The following is a 21,228-nucleotide window of genomic DNA, read 5'->3' as shown; positions in this document are numbered from 1 at the left end:
CGGGGACGGGCGCCGCGCTGCCTCGTGCAGGTCAGTGGGCGGCGGACTCCCAGTCCGTGCCGACGCCCACCGACACGTCGAGCGGGGCGCGGAGCTCGACGGCGGCGCCCATCTCGCGGCGCACCAGCTCCTCCACCCGCTCGCGCTCGCCGGGGGCGATCTCCAGCACGATTTCGTCGTGGACCTGCAGCAGCATCCGCGACCGGAGCCCGGCCTCCGCGACGGCCTTGTCCACGCGCAGCATCGCGACCTTGACGATGTCGGCGGCGGTGCCCTGGATCGGGGCGTTGAGGGCCATCCGCTCGGCGGCCTCGCGGCGCTGGCGGTTGTCGCTGTTGAGGTCGGGCAGGTACCGGCGGCGGCCGAAGATCGTCGCCGTGTATCCGGTGGCGCGGGCCTCGTCCACGACGCGCTGGAGGTAGTCCCGCACCCCGCCGAACCGCTCGAAGAAGGTCTCCATCAGCCCGCGCGCCTCGGCCGGCTCGATGCCCAGCTGCTGGGAGAGGCCGAAGGCGGACAGACCGTAGGCCAGGCCGTACGACATCGCCTTGATCTTGCGGCGCATCTCGGCGTCGACCTGGTCGCGCTCCACGCCGAACACCTGGGAGGCGACGGTGGTGTGCAGGTCCTCGCCGGTGGCGAACGCCTCGATCAGGCCCTCGTCCTCGGAGAGGTGGGCCATCACGCGCAGCTCGATCTGGCTGTAGTCGGCCGTCATCAGGGATTCGAAGCCCTCGCCGACGACGAAGCCGCGGCGGATGGCGCGTCCCTCGTCGGTGCGCACCGGTACGTTCTGCAGGTTCGGGTCGGTGGAGGACAGCCGGCCGGTCGCGGCGACGGTCTGGCTGAAGCTGGTGTGCACCCGGCCGTCGGCGGCGATGGTCTTGACCAGGCCCTCGACGGTGACGCGCAGCTTGGCCTGCTCCCGGTGGCGGAGCATGATCACCGGCAGTTCGTGGTCGGTCTGCGTGGCCAGCCAGGCCAGCGCGTCGGCGTCCGTGGTGTAGCCGGTCTTGGTCTTCTTCGTCTTCGGCAGGTCCAGCTCGCCGAAGAAGACCTCCTGGAGCTGCTTGGGCGAGCCGAGGTTGAACTCGTGGCCGACGGCCGCGTGCGCCTCCTTGACCGCCTGCTGCACCGCTCCCGCGAACTGCTGCTCCATGGCTTCCAGGTGGTCGCGGTCGGCGGCGATGCCGGCGCGCTCCATCCGGGCGAGCAGTTCGGAGGTGGGCAGCTCCATGTCGTGCAGCAGCTCGGCGGCGCCCACCTCGGCGAGCTTGCCGGTGAAGGCGTCGCCCAGGTCCAGGACGGCGCGGGCCTGGGCCATGAGGGCCTCGGCCTCGGCGGTCTCGTCGGCGCCGAAGGCCAGCTGCCCGTCGGCGGCGGCCGGGGCCAGCTCGCGGTGCAGGTACTCCGTGGACAGGGCGTCCAGCGCGAAGGAGCGCCGGCCCGGCTTGACCAGGTACGCGGCGAGCGCGGTGTCCATGGTGATGCCGGCCAGGCCCCAGCCGTGCTCGGGGAAGACCCGCAGCAGGCCCTTGGCGTTGTGCACGACCTTGGGCCGGGCCGCGTCGGCGGCCCAGGCGGCGAAGGCCCGCTCGTCGCCCTCGTCCAGCTCGGCCGGGGTGAACCAGGCGGCGGCTCCGCCGGCGGCGGCCAGCGCAACCTCGCTGACGTTGCCCTGGCCGAGCGCCCAGCTGTCGACGGTCGAGATGCCCAGCGGGCCGCCGCCATGGCTCTCCAGCCACGGTGCCAGCTCGCCCGTGCCCAACACGGAACCGTCGAGCTCCACGCCGGCCGCGGGCGCCGGGGCGGCCTCCTGCTCGGCGGCGCCCGGGTCGACGGCCAGCAGCCGCTCGCGCAGCGACGGGTTGCGGATCTCCAGCACGTCCAGCACACCGGTCACCGCGGCCCGGTCGTAGGGCAGGCGGCCCAGGTCGGCGGGGCCCTTGGCCAGCTCCACGTCCTTGACCATCTCGGTCAGGACCCGGTTGAGCCTGACCGCCTCCAGGTGGTCCCGGAAGTTCTGCCCGGCCTTGCCCTTGACCTCCTCGGCGCGGTCCACCAGCTCCGCGAACGACCCGAACTGGATGATCCACTTCGCGGCGGTCTTCTCGCCGACGCCGGGGATGCCCGGGAGGTTGTCGGACGGGTCGCCGCGCAGCGCCGCGAAGTCCGGGTACTGCTGCGGGGTGAGGCCGTACTTCTCCTCGACCTTCTCCGGCGTGAAGCGCGTCAGCTCCGAGACGCCCTTGGTCGGGTAGAGCACGGTGGTGTGCTCGGAGACGAGCTGGAAGGAGTCCCGGTCGCCGGTGACGATCAGCACCTCGAAGCCGAGGGCCTCCGCCTGCGTCGCCAGCGTCGCGATCACGTCGTCGGCCTCGAAGCCGTCGACCGCGAACCGCGGCACCTTCATCGCGTCGAGGAGCTCGCCGATCAGCTCGACCTGCCCCTTGAACTCGTCGGGCGTCTTGGAACGGTTCGCCTTGTACTCGGGGAACTCCGTCGAGCGCCACGTCTTGCGCGAGACGTCGAACGCCACCGCGAAGTGCGTGGGCGCCTCGTCGCGCAACGTGTTCGCCAGCATCGACGCGAAGCCGTAGATGGCGTTGGTCGGCTGGCCCGTCGCGGTCGTGAAGTTCTCCGCGGGCAGCGCGAAGAACGCCCGGTACGCCAGGGAGTGCCCGTCCATGAGCATCAGGCGGGGGCGGTCCGCTGCGGTCGTCTGGTCCGTCTTCTTCGATGCTGAATCTGCCACGTCCCCGATCCTAGGCGCCCCCACCGACATTTCCGGCCCGTCGCCTCCCCCGGCGCATCCACCCCACCGGACGCCCCCGGCGCACCCGCCCGGGCGCCGGGGACACCGGACCGCCCTCCCCCGGGACCCGTGGATCGTGCAAGGATCGAAGCATGCGGCCACCCGTGCTGCACACGTACGTACGCTCGAAGGGGAGCGCGATGGCGACCAAGCCGCCCACAGGCGATCCGGTACAGGACGCGCCGCAGGTCACACCGCCCAAGCACGCGGCCGCCGGCCTGCCCGCGATCGGCCACACCCTGCGGATCGCAGGGGCGCAGATGGGCCTGGCCCGCACCGCCCGCACCCTCCTCAAGGTCAACCAGAAGGACGGCTTCGACTGCCCCGGCTGCGCCTGGCCCGAGGGCGACAAGCGGCACACCGCCGAGTTCTGCGAGAACGGCGCCAAGGCCGTCGCGGAGGAGGCCACCCTGCGCCGGGTCACCCCGGAGTTCTTCGCCGCGCACCCGGTGGCCGATCTGGCCACCCGCTCCGGCTACTGGCTGGGCCAGCAGGGCCGCATCACCGAGCCCATGTACCTTCCCGAGGGCGGCGAGCGGTACGAGGCGGTCAGCTGGGAACGCGCCTTCGCCGTCATCGCCGAGGAGCTGACCGCTCTCGCCTCCCCCGACGAGGCCCTCTTCTACACCTCGGGCCGCACCAGCAACGAGGCCGCGTTCCTCTTCCAGCTCTTCGCCCGCGAGTTCGGCACCAACAACCTGCCCGACTGCTCCAACATGTGCCACGAGTCCTCGGGCTCCGCGCTCACCGAGACCATCGGCATCGGCAAGGGCAGCGTCTCCCTCGAAGACCTCCACCAGGCCGACCTGATCATCGTCGCCGGGCAGAACCCGGGCACCAACCACCCGCGCATGCTCTCCGCCCTGGAGAAGGCCAAGACCGCCGGCGCGAAGATCATCTCGGTGAACCCGCTGCCCGAGGCCGGCATGGAGCGGTTCAAGAACCCCCAGACCCCGGTCGGCATGCTCCGGGGCACCGCCCTCAACGACCTCTTCCTCCAGATCCGCATCGGCGGTGACCAGGCCCTCTTCCGCCTCCTCAACAAGCTCGTCATCGAGACCGGGGGCGCCACCGACGAGGCGTTCATCCGCGAGCACACCCACGGCTACGAGGACCTCGCCGCGGCCGTGAAGGAGACGGACTGGGAGGAGACCCTCACCGCGACCGGCCTGACCCGGCCCGAGATCGAGCGCGCCCTGACCATGGTGCTGGCCTCGAAGCGCACCATCGTCTGCTGGGCCATGGGCCTCACCCAGCACAAGCACGCCGTCGCCACCATCCGCGAGGTCGTCAACCTCCTCCTGCTGCGCGGGAACATCGGCCGCCCCGGCGCCGGCGTGTGCCCCGTCCGCGGCCACTCCAACGTCCAGGGCGACCGCACGATGGGCATCTTCGAGCGGCCCGCACCCGCCTTCCTCGACGCCCTCGACGCGGAATTCGGCATCACCTCCCCCCGCGGGCACGGCTACGACGTGGTCCGCTCCATCGAGGCGATGCGCGACGGCCGCGCCAAGGTCCTCTTCGCCATGGGCGGCAACTTCGTCGGCGCCACCCCCGACACCGAGGTCACCGAGGCCGCGATCCGCCGCACCGCCCTGACCGTGCACGTCTCCACCAAGCTCAACCGCTCCCACGCGGTCACGGGCCGGCGCGCCCTGATCCTGCCCACCCTCGGCCGCACCGACAAGGACGTCCAGGCCTCGGGCCGGCAGTTCGTCACCGTCGAGGACTCCATGGGGATGGTCCACGCCTCGCGCGGCAACCTCGCCCCCGCCTCCCCGCACCTGCTCTCCGAACCGGCCATCGTGGCCCGCATGGCCCGCGCCGTCCTCGGCACCGCCTCCGCCACCCCCTGGGAGCAGTTCGAGCGCGACTACGCCGCCATCCGCGACCGGATCTCCCGCGTGGTCCCCGGCTTCGAGGACTTCAACGCCCGGGCCGCCCGCCCCGAGGGCTTCCGCCTCCCGCACGCCCCGCGCGACGAACGCCGCTTCCCGACCACAACGGGCAAGGCCAACTTCACCGCGGCACCCGTCGAGTACCCGCGCGTCCCGCCGGGCCGGCTGCTCCTGCAGACCCTGCGCAGCCACGACCAGTACAACACCACCATCTACGGCCTCGACGACCGCTACCGCGGCATCACGGGGGGCCGCCGCATCGTGATGGTCCACCCCGCCGACGCCGCCGAACTGGGCCTCGCCGACGGCTCGTACACCGACCTGGTCAGCGAGTGGAAGGACGGCGTGGAGCGGCGCGCACCGGGCTTCCGCGTCGTGCACTACCCGACCGCCCGCGGCTGCGCCGCCGCCTACTACCCCGAGACGAACGTGCTGGTCCCGCTCGACTCCACCGCGGACACCAGCAATACCCCGGCCAGCAAGTCCGTCGTCGTCCGCTTCGAACCGGCCTGATAGAACGACCTCAGGACATGAAGGTTAACGAGCGTTGACGAACGGAGCCTGACCATGGGTGAGCAGCACGCAGTGAAGTTCCCGCAGGAGGTCCTCGACGAGTACGCGGCCCTGGGCGTCGACCTGCCCGCGCTGTTCTCGGCCGGCGACCTCGGCGAGCGCATGGACATCCGCATCCTGGAGGCCTCCGCCGACCGCGTCGTCGGCACGATGCCCGTCAAGGGCAACACCCAGCCCTACGGACTGCTGCACGGCGGCGCCTCCGCCGTACTGGCCGAAACCCTCGGCTCGATCGGCGCCATGATGCACGGCGGCATCAAGAAGATCGCCGTCGGCGTGGACCTGAACTGCACCCACCACCGGGGCGCCCGCACCGGCATCGTCACCGGTGTCGCCACCCCCGTGCACCGCGGCCGTTCGACCACGACCTTCGAGATCGTCATCACCGACGAGCAGGACAAGCGGATCTGCACCGCCCGCCTGACCTGCCTGCTGCGCGACGTCGACCAGGTCGCCGGCGGCGCCGAGGCCCACGCCGGGTCCTGACCGGCCGCGGGCCGCGGCACCCACGGCCTCCCCGGGCCCGGACCCCGCCTTTCGCCGGCGGTGGATCCGGGCCCGCGCCCGTCCCCGCGCGGTCCTCCGCGCCACCTCGCGCACAGCCCGCCCGCCCCCGCCGGGCGGCCAGCCGCCGGGCGCCAGCCGGGGGCGCCAGCCGGGGGGGCCAGCCGGGGGGGGGCCAGCTGCCCGGCGGCCGGGACCGACCCGGCCCGACCCGGCCCGCAACCGCCCGGAATCCGCCAGTCCGCACGCTGCGCGGCGCCACCTGTTGTCTCGCAGGTGGCCACCGCCTACCGTCCCCCCATGGGGACCATGCCACGCACGGCCCGGTACGCCGCCCACATCCTCCTCGCGGCGCTCGCCCTGACCGGATGCTCTTCCTCCGCGCCACCCCCCGCGGCGGCTTCCGCGAGCCCCTCCCCGGCCACCCCCGCCTCGCCCGTACAGGTGTGCACGAGCCTGGTGTCCTACTGGGCGAAGGAGACCCTCCTGGGCACCACGTGGTCCGGCCTCGACTGGGAACAGAAGGGGCTTTCCAACGACCAGTACGCCATCCACGAGGACGCGGTGGCCGCGGGCCGCGTCGAGGAGCGAACTGCCGGACGGGACAAGGCACTTGAGCTGATCGACCGCTTCGTCGCGCAGCGCTGCGCCGCACAGGGCGGCGCGACCCGCAGCTCGGAGAACTGGCGCCCGCCGATGTGACCGGCGTCACCGCATTCCGAGCACGCTGTCCGTCTTCCGGTCACACCGCGCCGCGGAGTCGAACCGCAGGTGGGAGGCCATGCCGCCATCGGGACAAGATCGTTCACAGTTCCGACACGCGGCCGCAATCATCACCCTGCGTAATGCCCAGGACGGTCGGAATCCGTCTTTTCCCTTGAGAATGGCCACCCGTTGGATTCTTCCGGACACGCGCAGCCACATTCGGCTGAATTTGATCCAAGACAGGAGCATGAAGCCCTCAAGCGCCTTAGGGGAACAGGTATTTCTCACGATGCGGACGATCTCAGGCGTACCTAAATGTCCGTTTTGTTTAAACTCCCACCACGCATTCTTGGCCTTGGCATAACAAGAGCGTCACATCCTCCTTTCCCGCCTCCCGGTGCTCGCCACCTCGGCCCTAGAGTCACGGCCAGTCACCGCGCCGCAGGGCGCGAATCAGCACGGCCGTGGACCTCTCCAGTGCGGCCCGGCGACCCAACGGCACCTCGACAGAGCGCGCCGCGCCAGGGAAAGGAAGAATCGTGCGACACCGTTCTTTGCTCATCCTCACCACCGTGATCACCACGGGAGCACTGACCCTCACCGCTTGCGGATCGCGCGACGGAGGCTCCAAGGACAACAGCGGCGGCAAGAAGACCGTCGTCGTCATCGGCGTCGACGCCCCGCTCACCGGATCCCTCTCCGCTCTCGGTCAGGGCATCAAGAACTCCGTCGACCTCGCGGCCAAGACGGCCAACAAGAACAACGAGGTCCCGGGCATCGAGTTCAAGGTCGAGGCCCTCGACGACCAGGCCGTCCCGGCCTCCGGCCAGGCCAACGCCACCAAGCTCGTCGGCAACAAGGACGTCCTCGGCGTCGTCGGCCCGCTGAACTCCGGCGTCGCCCAGCAGATGCAGGGCGTCTTCGCCTCCGCCAAGCTGGCGCAGGTCTCCCCCGCCAACACCAACCCCGCGCTCAGCCAGGGCGACAACTGGGGCAAGGGCGAGTTCAAGCGCGGCTTCGACACCTACTTCCGCACCGCCGCCACCGACGTGGTCCAGGGCAAGTTCGCCGCCCAGTACCTCTTCAAGGACGCCGGCAAGAAGAAGGTCTTCATCGTCGACGACAAGCAGACCTACGGCGCCGGCCTCGCCGCGATCTTCGCCGACGAGTTCAAGAAGCTCGGCGGCGAGGTCGCCGGCACCGACCACGTCACCGTGAAGGAGACCGACTTCTCCTCCACCGCCGACAAGGTCAAGTCCTCCGGCGCCGACTCCGTCTACTTCGGCGGTCAGTACCCCGAGGGCGGCCTGCTCGCCGACCAGATCAAGAAGACCGGCGCCAACGTCCCGCTCATGGGCGGCGACGGCATCCAGGACCCCGCCTTCATCAGCGCCTCCGGTGAGGCCAACGAGGGCGACCTCGCCACCTCGATCGGCTACCCGGTCGAGAAGCTCGACACCGCCAAGAAGTTCATCGAGGACTACAAGGCCGAGGGCTACAAGGACCCGTACGCCGCCTACGGTGGCTACTCCTACGACGCCGGCTGGGCCGTCATCCAGGCCGTCAAGGCCGTCGTCGCCGCCAACAGCGGCAAGCTCCCCGACGACGCCCGCGCCAAGGTCGTCGAGGCTCTCGGCAAGGTCTCCTTCGAGGGCGTGACCGGCAAGGTCGCCTTCGACCAGTACGGCGACACCACCAACAAGCAGCTCACCGTCTACAAGGTCGAGGGCGGCAAGTGGGTCGACGTCAAGAGCGACACCTTCAACCAGTAAGCCGTAGCACCCAGCAGCACCCGTAACACCCGCAACACCTGAACCAACGCCGCGCGAGGGCGCAAACAGTGCCCTCGCGCGGAGTCTTATCCGACACGCTCATCGGAGGCCCTGCGGTGCACGAACTGCCGCAACAGCTGGCCAACGGCCTGGCCCTCGGTGCTCTCTATGGCCTCATCGCCATCGGGTACACCATGGTCTACGGCATCGTCCAGCTCATCAACTTCGCCCACGGCGAGATCTTCATGATCGGCGGCTTCGGCGCGCTCACCGCCTACGCCATCCTCCCGACCGGCACCACCCTGCTGATCGCGATACCCGTCATGATCGTCGGCGGCGCCATCTGCTCCGTCGCCGTGGCATGCGCAGCCGAACGCTTCGCCTACCGCCCCCTGCGCAGCGCTCCCAGGCTCGCACCCCTCATCACCGCAATCGGCCTCTCGATCGCGCTCCAGCAGCTCGTCTGGCAGTTCTACCCGGACGCCAAGAAGGCGGTCAGCTTCCCCGAGTTCAAGGGAGCGGCCTTCAAGATCACCGACAGCCTGGCGATCCAGCGTGCGGACCTCTTCGTCCTCATCCTCGCCCCGCTCTGCATGCTCGCCCTCGGCGTCTTCGTCCAGAAGAGCCGCAGCGGCCGCGCCATGCAGGCCACCGCGCAGGACCCCGACACCGCCAAGCTGATGGGCATCAACACCGACCGCATCATCGTCATGGCCTTTGCCATCGGTGCCGCGTTCGCCGCCGTCGCCGCCGTCGCCTACGGCCTCGACAAGGGCCAGATCAACTTCGAGATGGGCTTCATCCTCGGCCTCAAGGCCTTCACCGCGGCCGTCCTCGGCGGCATCGGCAACATCTACGGAGCCATGGTCGGCGGCGTCGTCCTCGGACTCGCCGAAGCCCTCTCGATCGCCTACATCGAAGAGATCCCCGGCATGCAGCAGCTCGGCGGCGGAGCCTGGTCCAACGTCTGGGCCTTCGTGCTCCTCATCGTCGTCCTCCTCGTGCGGCCCCAAGGCCTGCTGGGCCAGCGCGTCACGGATCGGGCGTGAGAACCATGACCACAGACACCACCCCGCAGACGCAGACGCAGACCGCGAAGACGGCACCCGCACCCGCCGCGCTCCTCTACGCGATCGTCGGTGGCAGCCTCCTCACCATCGTCAGCGCCTTCCTCGCCTGGACGTGGACCGCCGACTTCCCCGGCGACCTCACCTTCTACGGCAGCCCGGCCGACCTGCAGTACATCACCCTGGCCGGAGCCGCCCTCACCCTCGTCCACGCGCTCTCCGCGCTCGGCGTCAAGGGCTTCGGCTGGCTCACCCCCGCCGGCGCCCGCAAGGCCGTCTGGTTCCTCGCCCTCGGCAACCTGGCCGCCACCTGGTTCACGGTCATCGCGATCACCGTCGTCCTCGGCGGCGTGGTCAACCTCGAACCCGGCGCCTACGTCGCCCTCGTCGGCTCCCTCGTCCCGGCCCTCGCCGCGTACAAGCTCCCCGACGACAGCCGCAAGGCGGCCCCCGCCAAGAGCAAGCTGCCCTCCTGGGCCGAAATCCTCGTCATCACCGGCGTCTTCGCCCTCGGTCTCTTCGTCATCACCTTCGGCATCGACACCGACGACAAGGAGCCGCAGCTCTTCGTCGCCTACCTGATCACGGTCGGCCTCGCGGCCCTCGCCCTGAACAAGTCGGGCCTCCTCGCCCGCTTCTCGGTCCTCACCGCGAACAACCGCCAGGTCACCCTCCTCGGCACCGCGGCCGCCGCGATCGCCTTCCCGTTCATCCAGCAGAGCGGCGACACCTACACGCTGATCGCGGTCAACATCCTGATCTTCGCGACCGTCGCCCTCGGCCTCAACATCGTCGTCGGCCTCGCCGGTCTCCTCGACCTCGGATACGTCGCCTTCCTCGGCGTCGGCGCCTACGCCGCCGCCCTGGTCTCCGGCAGCACCGCCTCCGCCTTCGGCATCCACCTCCCCTTCTGGGCGGCGGTCATCGTCGGCGCCCTCGTCTCGCTCGTCTTCGGCGTGGTCATCGGAGCACCGACCCTCCGCCTGCGGGGCGACTACCTCGCCATCGTCACCCTCGGCTTCGGAGAGATCTTCCGCATCGCCATGGGCAACCTCGACGGCACCTCCGGCCCGGACGTCACCAACGGCCCGAACGGCATCCCGAACATCCCCCACCTCGAAATCTTCGGGTGGAACTTCGGCGAGTCCCACGTCGTCGCCGGCATCGAACTGGGCGCCTACGCCAACTACTACTTCCTGATGCTGCTGGTGATGGCCCTGGTCGTCCTGGTCTTCGCCCGCGCCGGCAACAGCCGCATCGGCCGCGCCTGGGTCGCCATCCGCGAGGACGAGACCGCCGCCGAAGCCATGGGCATCAACGGCTTCAAGGTCAAGCTCATCGCCTTCGCCCTCGGCGCCACCCTCGCCGGCCTCGCCGGCACCGTCCAGGCACACGTCAACACCACGGTCGTCCCCGAGAACTACGTCTTCGCCGGGCCCGTCCCGCCGAACTCCGCGTTCCTCCTCGCCGCCGTCATCCTCGGCGGCATGGGCACCATCCGCGGCCCCATCCTCGGCGCCGCACTCCTCTTCCTGATCCCGGCGAAGCTGGCCTTCCTCCAGGACTACCAGCTCCTCGCCTTCGGCATCGCCCTCATCCTGCTCATGCGCTTCCGCCCTGAAGGCCTCATCGCCAACAAGCGCGCGCAGCTCGAGTTCCACGACGACACCGCTGACCAGGCCCCCACGGACCTGGCCACCGCCAAGGCGGGGGCGTGAACGACATGACGACCACCACGGACACCACCACCACGACGACCACGAAGACCACGGTCCTCGAAGCCAAGGGCGTCACCATGCGCTTCGGCGGCCTCACCGCCGTCAAGGGCGTCGACCTCCAGGTCAACGCGGGCGAGATCGTCGGACTCATCGGCCCCAACGGCGCCGGCAAGACCACCTTCTTCAACTGCCTCACCGGGCTGTACGTCCCCACCGAGGGCTCCGTCACCTACAAGGGCAAGGTCCTCCCGCCCAAGCCCCACCGGGTCACCGAGGCCGGCGTCGCCCGCACCTTCCAGAACATCCGGCTCTTCCACAACATGACGGTGATGGAGAACGTCCTCGTCGGACGCCACACCCGAACCAAGGAAGGCCTCTGGTCCGCCCTGCTGCGCGGCCCCGGCTTCAAGAAGGCCGAAGCCGCCAGCGAGGCACGCGCCATGGAACTCCTCGAGTTCATCGGCCTGGAGCACAAGGCCGACCACCTCGCGAAGAACCTCCCCTACGGCGAGCAGCGCAAGCTGGAGATCGCCCGCGCACTCGCCAGCGACCCGGGCCTCATCCTCCTGGACGAGCCCACCGCCGGCATGAACCCGCAGGAGACCCGCGCCGCCGAAGAACTCATCTTCGCGATCCGGGACATGGGCATCGCCGTACTCGTCATCGAGCACGACATGCGCTTCATCTTCAACCTGTGCGACCGCGTCGCCTGTCTCGTCCAGGGCGAGAAGCTCATCGAAGGCACCGCCTCCGAGGTCCAGGGCGACGAGCGCGTCATCGCGGCGTACCTCGGCACCCCCTTCGAGGGCGAGCCGGGAGCGGCCGAGGTCGCCGAGGTCGAGGCGGCCGAGGCCCACGCCGAGGCGGAGACCGCGACCGAAGCGGACGCGGAGCCCGAGGCCGAGGCCGAGCCCGAGGCTGCCGCCGAGCCCGAGAACGAGGCGGAAGCCCCGGCCGACGACGCGGCCCCCGCGGCCGACCCGGACGCCGACAGCACCACCGGCACCACCAGCACCACCAGCACGGAAGGAGAGGCCAAGTGACCGCACTGCTCAAGGTCGAGGACCTCAAGGTCGCCTACGGCAAGATCGAAGCCGTCAAGGGAATCTCCTTCGAGGTCAACCAGGGCGAGATCGTCTGCCTCGTCGGCACCAACGGCGCCGGCAAGACCACCACCCTGCGCACCCTCTCCGGGCTCCTGAAGCCCACCGCGGGCAGCATCACCTTCGACGGCCAGCCCATCGTCGGTGTCCCCGCCCACAAGATCGTCTCCCTGAAGCTGGCGCACTCCCCCGAGGGACGCCACATCTTCCCCAGGCTGACGATCGAGGAGAACCTCCAGCTCGGCGCCTTCCTCCGCACCGACAAGGACGGCATCGAGAAGGACATCCAGCGCGCATACGACCTCTTCCCCATCCTGGGCGAGCGTCGCAAGCAGGCCGCCGGCACCCTCTCGGGCGGTGAGCAGCAGATGCTCGCCATGGGCCGCGCGCTCATGTGCCAGCCGAAGCTCCTCATGCTGGACGAGCCCTCCATGGGCCTGTCCCCGCTGATGATGCAGAAGATCATGTCGACCATCTCCGAGCTCAAGGCCTCGGGCATGACGATCCTGCTCGTCGAGCAGAACGCCCAGGCGGCGCTCTCGCTCGCCGACCAGGCGCACGTCATGGAGATCGGCAAGATCGTCCTCTCCGGCACCGGCCAGGACCTCCTCCACAACGAGGACGTCCGCAAGGCCTACCTCGGCGAGGACTGACAGAACGTGTGAGGCCCGCCTCCCCTCGGGGGGAGGCGGGCCTCACGCATGTCCCGGGACACCCGGAGCGCACCGAGCGCCCCGAGCGGGAACTACTTCCCGCTCTCCTTCTTCTTCGCCTCGGCGTCCTCGATGACCACCTCGGCGACCTGCTGCATCGACATGCGGCGGTCCATGGAGGACTTCTGGATCCACCGGAACGCGGCGGGCTCGGTCAGCCCGTACTGCGTCTGCAGGATGCTCTTCGCCCGGTCGACCAGCTTGCGGGTCTCCAGCCGCTGCGACAGGTCCGCGACCTCCTGCTCCAGCGCACGCAGCTCGGCGAACCGGGACACCGCCATCTCGATGGCCGGCACCACGTCGCTCTTGCTGAACGGCTTGACGAGGTACGCCATGGCCCCGGCGTCCCGGGCGCGGTCGACGAGGTCGCGCTGCGAGAACGCCGTCAGCATCAGGACGGGCGCGATGGACTCCTGCGCGATCTTCTCGGCGGCGGAGATCCCGTCGAGCACGGGCATCTTCACGTCGAGGATGACCAGGTCGGGCCGGTGCTCACGGGCGAGCTCGACGGCCGTCTGGCCGTCGCCGGCCTCGCCGACGACGGAGTAGCCCTCTTCTTCGAGCATCTCCTTGAGGTCGAGACGGATGAGCGCCTCGTCCTCGGCGATGACGACGCGGGTCGTCAACGGCGGAACGTGCGACTGGTCGGCGTCGGGCGTGGGCGTCGACTCGTGCTCGGCGGTCACGGGGGCTCCTTGATACGGGGCATTACTGCTCCCCCGAGCCTACCTAGCTACGGTAAGGTGGACTCGCAGCGGGTCGGGGTAAACCTTCGATTCGCGGGGCCCCGGTAGCCCAATTGGCAGCAGGCGATGGATTCAAAACCCATACAGTGTCGGTTCGAGTCCGACCCGGGGCACTTTTCCTTCTTTTCCAAGGTCACGCGAGAATGCGTGACCTTCACTCTTTTCGGCGGCATGCTTCCGAAATGCGCGACGCGTCAGGAAAAGACGCAGCAGCGTCGGCCACGTGTACGACATCGCAACCCGCAAGCACGCCCTCAGGCTCTTGAGCGACGGCCGCAGCATCAATTCCGTCAGCCGGGAAACCGGAATATCCCGAGCCGCCATCCGGTCCTGGCGCGCCCGCGTCGAACCCGTGGCCCGTCTCCACCAGGCCCGGCCGTGCGCAGGTCCGGCCGACCCGGCGGCATACGCCTACCTCCTCGGCCTGTACCTCGGGGACGGCTGCATCAGCTCGCACCCGAAGGGTGGCCACTACCTGCGCATCGCCTGCGCGGACGCCTGGCCCGGCCTGATCGAGCAATGTCGCGCAGCCATCGTGGCGGTGCGGCCGTCCGACAAGGTCCATGTGGTGCAACGGCAGGGGTGCGTCAACGTCACCAGCTACGGGCGGCACTGGAGGTGCCTGTTCCCGCAGCACGGGCCGGGCAGGAAGCACGAGCGGCGGATCGTCCTCGAAGGCTGGCAGCAGGAGATCGTCGACGCCCACCCGTGGGAGTTCATCCGGGGGCTGATCCACTCCGACGGGTGCCGGGTCACCAACTGGACGGTCCGCAACGGCAAGCGCTACGAGTACCCGCGGTACTTCTTCACCAACAAGTCCGACGACATCCGGAAGCTCTGCACCGACACGCTCACGAAGGTCGGCGTCCAGTGGACAATGCTCGCTCGCGGCAGCGACCCGTTCAACGTCTCCATCGCTCGCAAGGGCTCCGTCGCGCTGATGGACGCGCACGTCGGGCCGAAGTACTAGGCCGCCGCCGCGGCGTCGTGTGGGGTGCGGTGGGGGACGTTCGGGGTCATGGGTGGGGTTCCGGGTCGGTGGCGAGGCGGGCGTGGAGGTGTTCGTCGTGGTGGCGGCCGTCGCCGAACTGGTGGGATGCGCGCAGGATGCCCTCGGGGAGGTAGCCGCAGCGGTGGGCGACCCGGCAGGAGGCTTCGTTGCCGACGGCGTGGGCGAGTTCGATGCGGCGGGCGCCGGCGGTGCGGATGCCCCAGGTGGTGACGGCCCGGGTGGCGCGGGTGGCGAGGCCTCGGCCGCGGCCGTCCGGCAGGAGCCAGTAGCCGATCATGGCCAGGCCGTCCGTCCGGTCGACCCAGCGCAGGTTGACGGTACCGAGCAGGGCGCGGTCGGTGGCGGACAGGACCGCGAAGGCGGCGCCCGCGCCGCGGTCCCAGCCGTCCCCGCGGGCTTCGATCCAGGTCTGCGCGGCTTTGTGGTCGGCCGTGGCGAGGGGGTTCCAGAGGGCGATGGCCGGGTCGGCGGCGGCGGTGACGAGGGCGTCCAGCAGTTCCGGTCCGGCGGGCTCGCGTCCCCACGGGTGGAGCGTCGCGTCGCCGAGGTCGAGCGTGGTGCGGACGAACGTCCGTGCGGAGGTGCTCATGGCGCCTTTCCTACTCGGCCGCCGGCCCCGTTGCCAGCCCTTTTCCGGTGGCTGCGGCAGGTCGCCGTCACCGCCGAGGTCGGCGGAAGGGGCCGGCGGCGCGGGGTGGTGGTGGCGCGCCGTGCGGGCGTCCGTGCACCGCGCCGGGTGTCCCGGCGCGGTGGGGTGGGTGCGCGGGTGGGTCAGCGGACGGCGTCGCCGATGTGGTGGATGCGGACGAGGTTGGTGGAGCCGGTGACACCGGGGGGTGAGCCGGCGGTGATGACGACGACGTCGCCGGTGACGCAGCGGCCGATGCGCAGGAGTTCTTCTTCGACCTGGGCGACCATGGCGTCGGTGGAGTCGACGTGGGGGCCGAGGAAGGTTTCGACGCCCCAGGTGAGGTTGAGCTGGGAGCGGGTGGCGGGGTCGGGGGTGAAGGCGAGGAGGGGGATGGGTGAGCGGTAGCGGGAGAGGCGGCGGACGGTGTCGCCGCTCTGGGTGAAGGCGACGAGGAACTTGGCGTCGAGGAAGTCGCCCATCTCGGCGGCCGCGCGGGCGACGGCCCCGCCCTGGGTGCGGGGCTTGTTGCGGTCGGTGAGGGGCGGGAGGCCCTTGGCGAGGATGTCTTCCTCGGCGGCTTCGACGATGCGGGACATCGTCCTGACCGTTTCGACGGGGTACTTGCCGACGCTGGTCTCGCCCGAGAGCATCACGGCGTCGGTGCCGTCGATGACGGCGTTGGCGACGTCGGAGGCTTCGGCGCGGGTGGGCCGGGAGTTGTCGATCATCGAGTCGAGCATCTGGGTGGCGACGATGACCGGTTTGGCGTTGCGCTTGGCGAGTTTGACGGCGCGCTTCTGGACGATGGGGACTTGTTCCAGGGGCATTTCGACGCCGAGGTCGCCGCGGGCGACCATGATGCCGTCGAAGGCGGCGACGATGTCGTCGATGTTGTCGACGGCCTGGGGCTTCTCGATCTTGGCGATGACGGGGAGGCGGCGGCCTTCTTCGTCCATGACGCGGTGGACGTCGTCGATGTCGCGGCCGCTGCGGACGAAGGAGAGGGCGATGACGTCGGCGCCGGTGCGCAGGGCCCAGCGGAGGTCTTCGATGTCCTTGTCGGAGAGGGCGGGGACGGAGACGGCGACGCCGGGGAGGTTGAGGCCCTTGTGGTCGGAGACCATGCCGCCTTCGATGACGCGGGTGCGGACGCGGGGTCCGTCGACGGCGGTGACTTCGAGGGTGACGCGGCCGTCGTCGACGAGGATGCGTTCGCCGGTGGTGACGTCCGCGGCGAGGCCCTTGTAGGTGGTGCCGCAGGTGTGGCGGTCGCCTTCGTGGTCTTCGACGGTGATGGTGAAGTCGTCGCCGCGTTCAAGGAGTACGGGTCCTTCGCGGAAGCGGCCGAGGCGGATCTTCGGGCCTTGAAGGTCGGCGAGGATGCCGACGCTGCGGCCGGTCTCGTCGGAGGCCTTGCGTACGCGCTGGTAGCGCTCCTCGTGTTCGGCGTAGGTGCCGTGGCTGAGGTTGAGGCGGGCGATGTCCATTCCGGCTTCGACCAGTGCTTTGATCTGGTCGTATGAGTCGGTGGCGGGGCCCAGGGTACATACGATTTTCGCTCGGCGCATGGGGCGAGCGTATTCCCCTACCAATGGGTAGGTAATCGCTTCCGGGTGTCCACTCAACAACCTTTGAGCAAAAGGTTGTTGACAACTGTTGAATGTGCATGGGGGTGCTCCGATGAGCACCCCCGAGGGCCCGTTTTGTACGCGTTTCAGAGTTGCGGCGGGGTCATCGTGAAGCGGGCGTTCACCTGGGCGTGGACGGTCTGGCGCTGGGGTTCGAGGTCGAGCGGCGGGGGGCCGCCCCCGTCCTCGGCTGCGCTGAAGGCCATGGTGCGCATGGCTCCGCCGGGAGCCTGGGGGAAGGGGGTGGCGTCCTCGGCCCCGAGGTCGGCCAGTTCGACGAGGGCGGCGAGGCGGGCGCCGAGGGCTTCGGCGTACTCGCGGGCGCGCTGGACGGCTTCGAGGACGGCCTGCCGGCGGGCCTGGCCGTGGGCGGGTGAAGTGGGGCGCAGGGCCCACCAGGGGCCGTCGACCTGCGTGAGTTCGAGGTCGGCGAGGCGGGTGGTGAGTTCGCCGAGGGTGGTGAAGTCGCTGAGTTCGGCGGTGATGTGGACGCGGCCGTGGTAGGCGCGGACGCGTTCGGCGCGGCCGTGGCGGGTGAGTTCGGGGGTGATGGACAGGGCGCCCGTTTCGATCTTCTCGACGGTGTCGCCGTAGCTCTTGACGAGGTCGAGGACGGCGCTGTTGCGCCGGGTGAGGTCGTCCAGCGCCGTGCGGCGGTCGGTGCCGCGCGCGCTGACGGTGATGCCGATGCGGGCGATTTCGGGGTCGACTTCGAGCCGGGCTTCGCCGCGGACGGCGACGCGGGGTGCTTCGGGGGTCCCGTAGGGCTGGTGCGATGCGTCCTGGGTCATGGATTCACTCTCGCACTGTCGCCCGTTCGGGTGTGGTCACCGGATCGAAACCTGACGGGGGTGTTGCGGCTTGTTACCAGTGGGTCAGAATCTACGCGCGTTGTTCAGGCCTCACGAGGGAGACGGCATGGCGTTCGACCGCAGGACATTCATAGGGACCACGGCCGCCACGGGTGCGGCCGTGGCGCTGGCGGGGGCCACGAGCACCCCGGCGGCCGCCGCGCAGCAGGATGCGCAGAGGAAGGGTCCGCGGACGTACGCGTTCACGGTGATGGGGACGACCGACCTGCACGGGAACGTCTTCAACTGGGACTACTTCACGGACAAGGAGTTCGACGACAAGGCGCACAACGACGTCGGCCTGGCGAAGATCTCGACGCTGGTGGACCAGGTGCGGGCGGAGAAGGGGCGCTGCAACACGCTGCTCATCGACGCGGGTGACACCATCCAGGGCACGCAGCTTTCGTACTACTACGCGAAGGTCGACCCGATCACGGCGCGGCGCGGTCCGGTGCATCCGATGGCGCAGGCGATGAACGCGATCGGCTATGACGCGGCGGCGTTGGGCAACCACGAGTTCAACTACGGCATTCCGGTGCTGCGGAAGTTCGAGGAGCAGTGCGACTTCCCGCTGCTGGGGGCGAACGCGCTGGATGCGAAGACGCTGAGGCCGGCGTTCGCGCCGTACAGCATGCACCGGCTGCGGACCCCGCACGGCCGGGACGTGAAGGTGGCGGTACTGGGGCTGACGAACCCGGGGATCGCGCTGTGGGACAAGGCGAACGTGCAGGGGAAGATGACGTTCCCGGGGCTGGAGGAGCAGGCGGCGAAGTACGTGCCGCGGCTGCGGTCGATGGGTGCGGACGTGGTGATCGTGTCGGCGCACTCGGGGTCGAGCGGTACGTCGTCCTACGGTGACCAGCTGCCGTACGTCGAGAACGCGGCGGCGCTGGTGGCGGAGCAGGTGCCGGGGATCGACGCGATCCTGGTCGGTCACGCGCACACGGAGATCCCGGAGTACCGGGTGAAGAACAGGGCGACCGGCAAGGACGTGGTGCTGTCGGAGCCGTTGAAGTGGGGGCAGCGGCTGACGCTGTTCGACTTCGAGCTGACGTGGGAGAAGGGCCGCTGGTCGGTGGCGAAGGTCGCGGCGAAGGTGCTGAACTCCAACACGGTGGCGGAGGACGCGAAGATCACGCGGCTGCTGTCGGACGAGCACCGCAAGGTCGTGGCGTACGTGAACCAGGTGATCGGCACCTCGACGCAGGCGATGTCGTCGGCGGAGGGTCCGGTCAAGGACGTGGCGATCATCGATCTGATCAACCACGTGCAGGCGGAGACGGTGAAGTCGGCGCTGGCGGGTACGGAGTGGGCGGCGCTGCCGGTGCTGTCGCAGGCTTCGTGCTTCTCGCGGACGGCGTCGATCCCGGCGGGTCAGGTGACGATCCGGGACGCGGCGGGTCTGTACCCGTTCGAGAACACGATGGAGGCGCGGCTGCTGACGGGGGCCCAGCTGAAGGACTACCTGGAGTTCTCGGCCCGGTACTTCGTACGGACGGCGCCGGGCGACGCGGTGGACCCGGCGAAGCTGACGAACGCCGACGCGATTCCGGACTACAACTACGACGCGGTGTACGGGCTGGCGTACGACATCGACATCGCGCAGCCGGCGGGTTCGCGGATCTCCGGGTTGTCGTTCCAGGGGAAGCCGCTGGATCCGGCGGCGCAGTTCGTGCTGGCGGTGAACAACTACCGGGCGTCGGGCGGCGGCAACTTCCCGCACGTGCCGCAGGCCAAGCAGCTGTGGTCGAACTCGGACGAGATCCGCAACACGATCATCGCGTGGGTGAAGGCGAAGGGGACGATCGACCCGGCGCAGTTCGCGTCGGTGGACTGGCGGCTGACGCGGGCGGGCGTGCCGGTGTTCTAGCCGGTGCTCGCCCGTGACGGGGCCGGTGTCCGCGGCGGCGGGCACCGGCCCCGCGCGTGTTTCCGACGGCGTCTCAGGCGTCGGTGTGGACGAGGTGGGCGGGGACGGCGGCGTCGATGGCCGCGATGAGGCGCTCGCCGCGTGCGACGTGGTCCGGGTGGATGTGCAGGTCGCAGCCGCAGCCGGTGAGGACGACGCGGCCGGGGCCCTCGTGGCGCACGAGGGCGATCTCGTCGAAGCGGATGTCGTGTTCGTCGTGGTTGCCGTCGCGGACGACGAGGCCCCAGGGGGTGAGGACGTATTCGCCGCTCTCGTCGCGGGGGGTGATGAGGCGGCGGAGGGGGGTCTTGCGGAAGCGGAGGCCGGGGGTGGCCGGGTGCGCGCCGTGGACGCGCCAGCAGGTGGAGTTGGGCAGGGGGGCGCCGCGGGGGGTGGCGGGCCGGGGGTGGACGCGGGGCGGCACGACGAGCACGGCTTCGGTGAGGACGCGTTGCAGGTGGTCGGCGACGTCCTGCGGGGTGACGGCGGCGTACTGCGCGAGGAGGGTGGCGGTGTCGTGGTGGGGCAGGCCGAGGTGCTCGCTGCCGAGGGCGCGGTGGAGGGACATCCAGCGGTCGTGCCCGCAGTGGCCGTCGTGGCAGCTGAGTCCGGCGCGTGTGTGCTCGGTGAAGGCGTCGAGTTCCGGCCGGGTGGGGCCGGTGCGGGCGAGGCGCTGGGCCTCGTTCCAGAGGACGCCGGCGGTTTCCTCGGCGTGGCCGTCGGCGGGGCGCAGGACGAGGACGCGGTCGAGGGTGAGGCGGTCGCGGAGGAAGCAGTGGACGGTGACCCCGTCGGCCGTGCCGCGCGTGTCGTGCGTGAGGTGTTCGACGCGGTGGCTCAGGACGTGGCAGGCGGCGACGGCGGCGGGTTCGTGGACCCGTGAGGTCAGCAGGAGGGAGACGGTGTCGACGAGGCGGTGCTGCCAGGTGCCGGGTACGCCGGCGCGCAGGCGGGGGGCCGGCCGGTCCGGGCGGGGGCCTTCGGGCAGCGGGAGGTCGAGTGCGGGGGGCGGGGGGCCGTCGAGGGCGAGGACGGCGTTGCCGCGGGTGAAGTGGGTGGCGGCGTGGGTGCGGGCGGTGTCGGGGCCGAGCCTGGCGTACATGTCGGGGTCCTGGTGCGCGACGAGGCCGAGGCCGTGCGGCCCGTAGCGGGCGTTGAGGGGTTCGGCGCCGCGGTGGTCGCGGGTGAGGGGTGCGTGCAGGCCGAGAAGGCGGGTGGCGTGCTCCATGTACTGCGTCGGCAGGTCGTGGAGGGCGCTGCAGACGGCGTGGAGGAAGCCGGTGACCTGTTCGGGGGTGCCTTTGACGGCGAAGTGGGTCGTCTCCTCCTCTACGGAGCTGCTGAACTCGTGGGGGCGCCTGCCGAGGTGGGTGGTCACGAGGGTTTCGACGAGGCGGGTGACGCCGAGGGTGGGGGCGGTCTCGTCCCGGACACCGGTGCCGAAGGAGAGGACGGCGGTGAGGGGGCCGGGGGTGGGGGCGGCCTCCCACAGGACGGTGACCCCGTCGGCACTGGTTCGCTGCATGACGGCGACGATAGCCGCAGGTCAGGTGCAGTGGGCCGAGGGGTCCGCCGGGGAGGTC

Annotated in this window: 16 protein-coding genes and 1 tRNA gene; 11 read left to right on the top strand and 6 right to left on the bottom strand. The window is 70.2% G+C overall.

All coding sequences use genetic code 11. The annotated features are described in order from the left end of the window. Positions 1–31: 31 nt before the first annotated feature. Positions 32–2,755 (bottom strand): DNA polymerase I, encoded by a 2,724-nt coding sequence (gene polA, locus AC2RP6_RS28850; protein ID WP_486448822.1) that lies wholly within the window; start codon positions 2,753–2,755, stop codon positions 32–34. 200 nt (positions 2,756–2,955) lie between these two features. Here polA and AC2RP6_RS28845 point away from each other — a divergent pair, with 200 nt between their 5' ends. The 8 genes from AC2RP6_RS28845 (at position 2,956) to AC2RP6_RS28810 (ending at position 12,808) form a co-directional block, all read left to right on the top strand. Next, the gene (locus AC2RP6_RS28845; protein ID WP_486450485.1) at positions 2,956–5,226 is read left to right on the top strand and encodes an FdhF/YdeP family oxidoreductase; all 2,271 of its coding nucleotides are present in this window, start codon (positions 2,956–2,958) and stop codon (positions 5,224–5,226) included. A gap of 54 nt (positions 5,227–5,280) precedes the next feature. After that, entirely contained in the window at positions 5,281–5,772 is a 492-nt protein-coding gene (locus tag AC2RP6_RS28840; protein ID WP_486448821.1) for a PaaI family thioesterase, read from the top strand. A gap of 318 nt (positions 5,773–6,090) precedes the next feature. Beyond that, the gene (locus tag AC2RP6_RS28835; protein WP_486448820.1) at positions 6,091–6,492 is read left to right on the top strand and encodes a hypothetical protein; all 402 of its coding nucleotides are present in this window, start codon (positions 6,091–6,093) and stop codon (positions 6,490–6,492) included. 542 nt (positions 6,493–7,034) lie between these two features. Continuing rightward, positions 7,035–8,267 carry a branched-chain amino acid ABC transporter substrate-binding protein gene (locus AC2RP6_RS28830; protein WP_136234319.1) on the top strand — a complete coding sequence of 411 codons (1,233 nt, stop codon included), beginning with the start codon at positions 7,035–7,037 and terminating at the stop codon, positions 8,265–8,267. Between the two features lie 116 nt (positions 8,268–8,383). Then, complete coding sequence (locus tag AC2RP6_RS28825; protein ID WP_486448819.1) at positions 8,384–9,316, top strand: branched-chain amino acid ABC transporter permease; 933 nt, start codon at positions 8,384–8,386, stop codon at positions 9,314–9,316. 5 nt (positions 9,317–9,321) lie between these two features. Further along, positions 9,322–11,052 (top strand): branched-chain amino acid ABC transporter permease, encoded by a 1,731-nt coding sequence (locus tag AC2RP6_RS28820; RefSeq protein WP_486448818.1) that lies wholly within the window; start codon positions 9,322–9,324, stop codon positions 11,050–11,052. A gap of 5 nt (positions 11,053–11,057) precedes the next feature. After that, entirely contained in the window at positions 11,058–12,095 is a 1,038-nt protein-coding gene (locus AC2RP6_RS28815) for an ABC transporter ATP-binding protein (RefSeq protein WP_486450484.1), read from the top strand. Further along, entirely contained in the window at positions 12,092–12,808 is a 717-nt protein-coding gene (locus AC2RP6_RS28810; protein WP_486448817.1) for an ABC transporter ATP-binding protein, read from the top strand. Before AC2RP6_RS28815 ends, AC2RP6_RS28810 begins: the two co-directional genes overlap by 4 nt. 92 nt (positions 12,809–12,900) lie before the next feature. On the opposite strand, the gene AC2RP6_RS28805 is transcribed toward AC2RP6_RS28810, so the two are convergent. After that, positions 12,901–13,554: an ANTAR domain-containing response regulator gene (locus AC2RP6_RS28805; protein ID WP_030664904.1), complete on the bottom strand. Its 654-nt coding sequence runs from the start codon at positions 13,552–13,554 to the stop codon at positions 12,901–12,903. Positions 13,555–13,652: 98 nt separating this feature from the next. Between AC2RP6_RS28805 and AC2RP6_RS28800 the strand changes: the two genes are divergently transcribed. Together AC2RP6_RS28800 and AC2RP6_RS28795 are read left to right on the top strand one after the other, a co-directional pair. Further along, positions 13,653–13,727, top strand: a tRNA-Leu gene (locus AC2RP6_RS28800). A gap of 110 nt (positions 13,728–13,837) precedes the next feature. Further along, positions 13,838–14,584, top strand: coding sequence for a helix-turn-helix domain-containing protein (locus AC2RP6_RS28795; protein WP_486448816.1), 747 nt, complete (start codon positions 13,838–13,840; stop codon positions 14,582–14,584). Between the two features lie 46 nt (positions 14,585–14,630). On the opposite strand, the gene AC2RP6_RS28790 is transcribed toward AC2RP6_RS28795, so the two are convergent. The 3 genes from AC2RP6_RS28790 to AC2RP6_RS28780 form a co-directional block, all read right to left on the bottom strand. Next, positions 14,631–15,215, bottom strand: coding sequence for a GNAT family N-acetyltransferase (locus tag AC2RP6_RS28790; RefSeq protein ID WP_486448815.1), 585 nt, complete (start codon positions 15,213–15,215; stop codon positions 14,631–14,633). A 182-nt stretch (positions 15,216–15,397) separates the two neighbouring features. Beyond that, positions 15,398–16,825: a pyruvate kinase gene (gene pyk / locus AC2RP6_RS28785; RefSeq protein WP_486448814.1), complete on the bottom strand. Its 1,428-nt coding sequence runs from the start codon at positions 16,823–16,825 to the stop codon at positions 15,398–15,400. 146 nt (positions 16,826–16,971) lie between these two features. Beyond that, complete coding sequence (locus AC2RP6_RS28780; protein ID WP_486448813.1) at positions 16,972–17,676, bottom strand: SIMPL domain-containing protein; 705 nt, start codon at positions 17,674–17,676, stop codon at positions 16,972–16,974. Positions 17,677–17,803: 127 nt separating this feature from the next. Between AC2RP6_RS28780 and AC2RP6_RS28775 the strand changes: the two genes are divergently transcribed. Next, entirely contained in the window at positions 17,804–19,606 is a 1,803-nt protein-coding gene (locus AC2RP6_RS28775; RefSeq protein ID WP_486448812.1) for a bifunctional metallophosphatase/5'-nucleotidase, read from the top strand. 73 nt (positions 19,607–19,679) lie between these two features. Here the strand turns inward: AC2RP6_RS28775 and AC2RP6_RS28770 are convergent, their stop codons facing one another. Then, positions 19,680–21,170: a hypothetical protein gene (locus tag AC2RP6_RS28770; protein ID WP_486448811.1), complete on the bottom strand. Its 1,491-nt coding sequence runs from the start codon at positions 21,168–21,170 to the stop codon at positions 19,680–19,682. Positions 21,171–21,228: the final 58 nt, after the last annotated feature.

This window comes from Streptomyces sp. WAC03905, assembly GCF_057371075.1.
The sequence above is the reverse complement of the archived record's forward strand: the minus strand, read 5'-3'. Positions and strand labels throughout refer to the sequence as shown.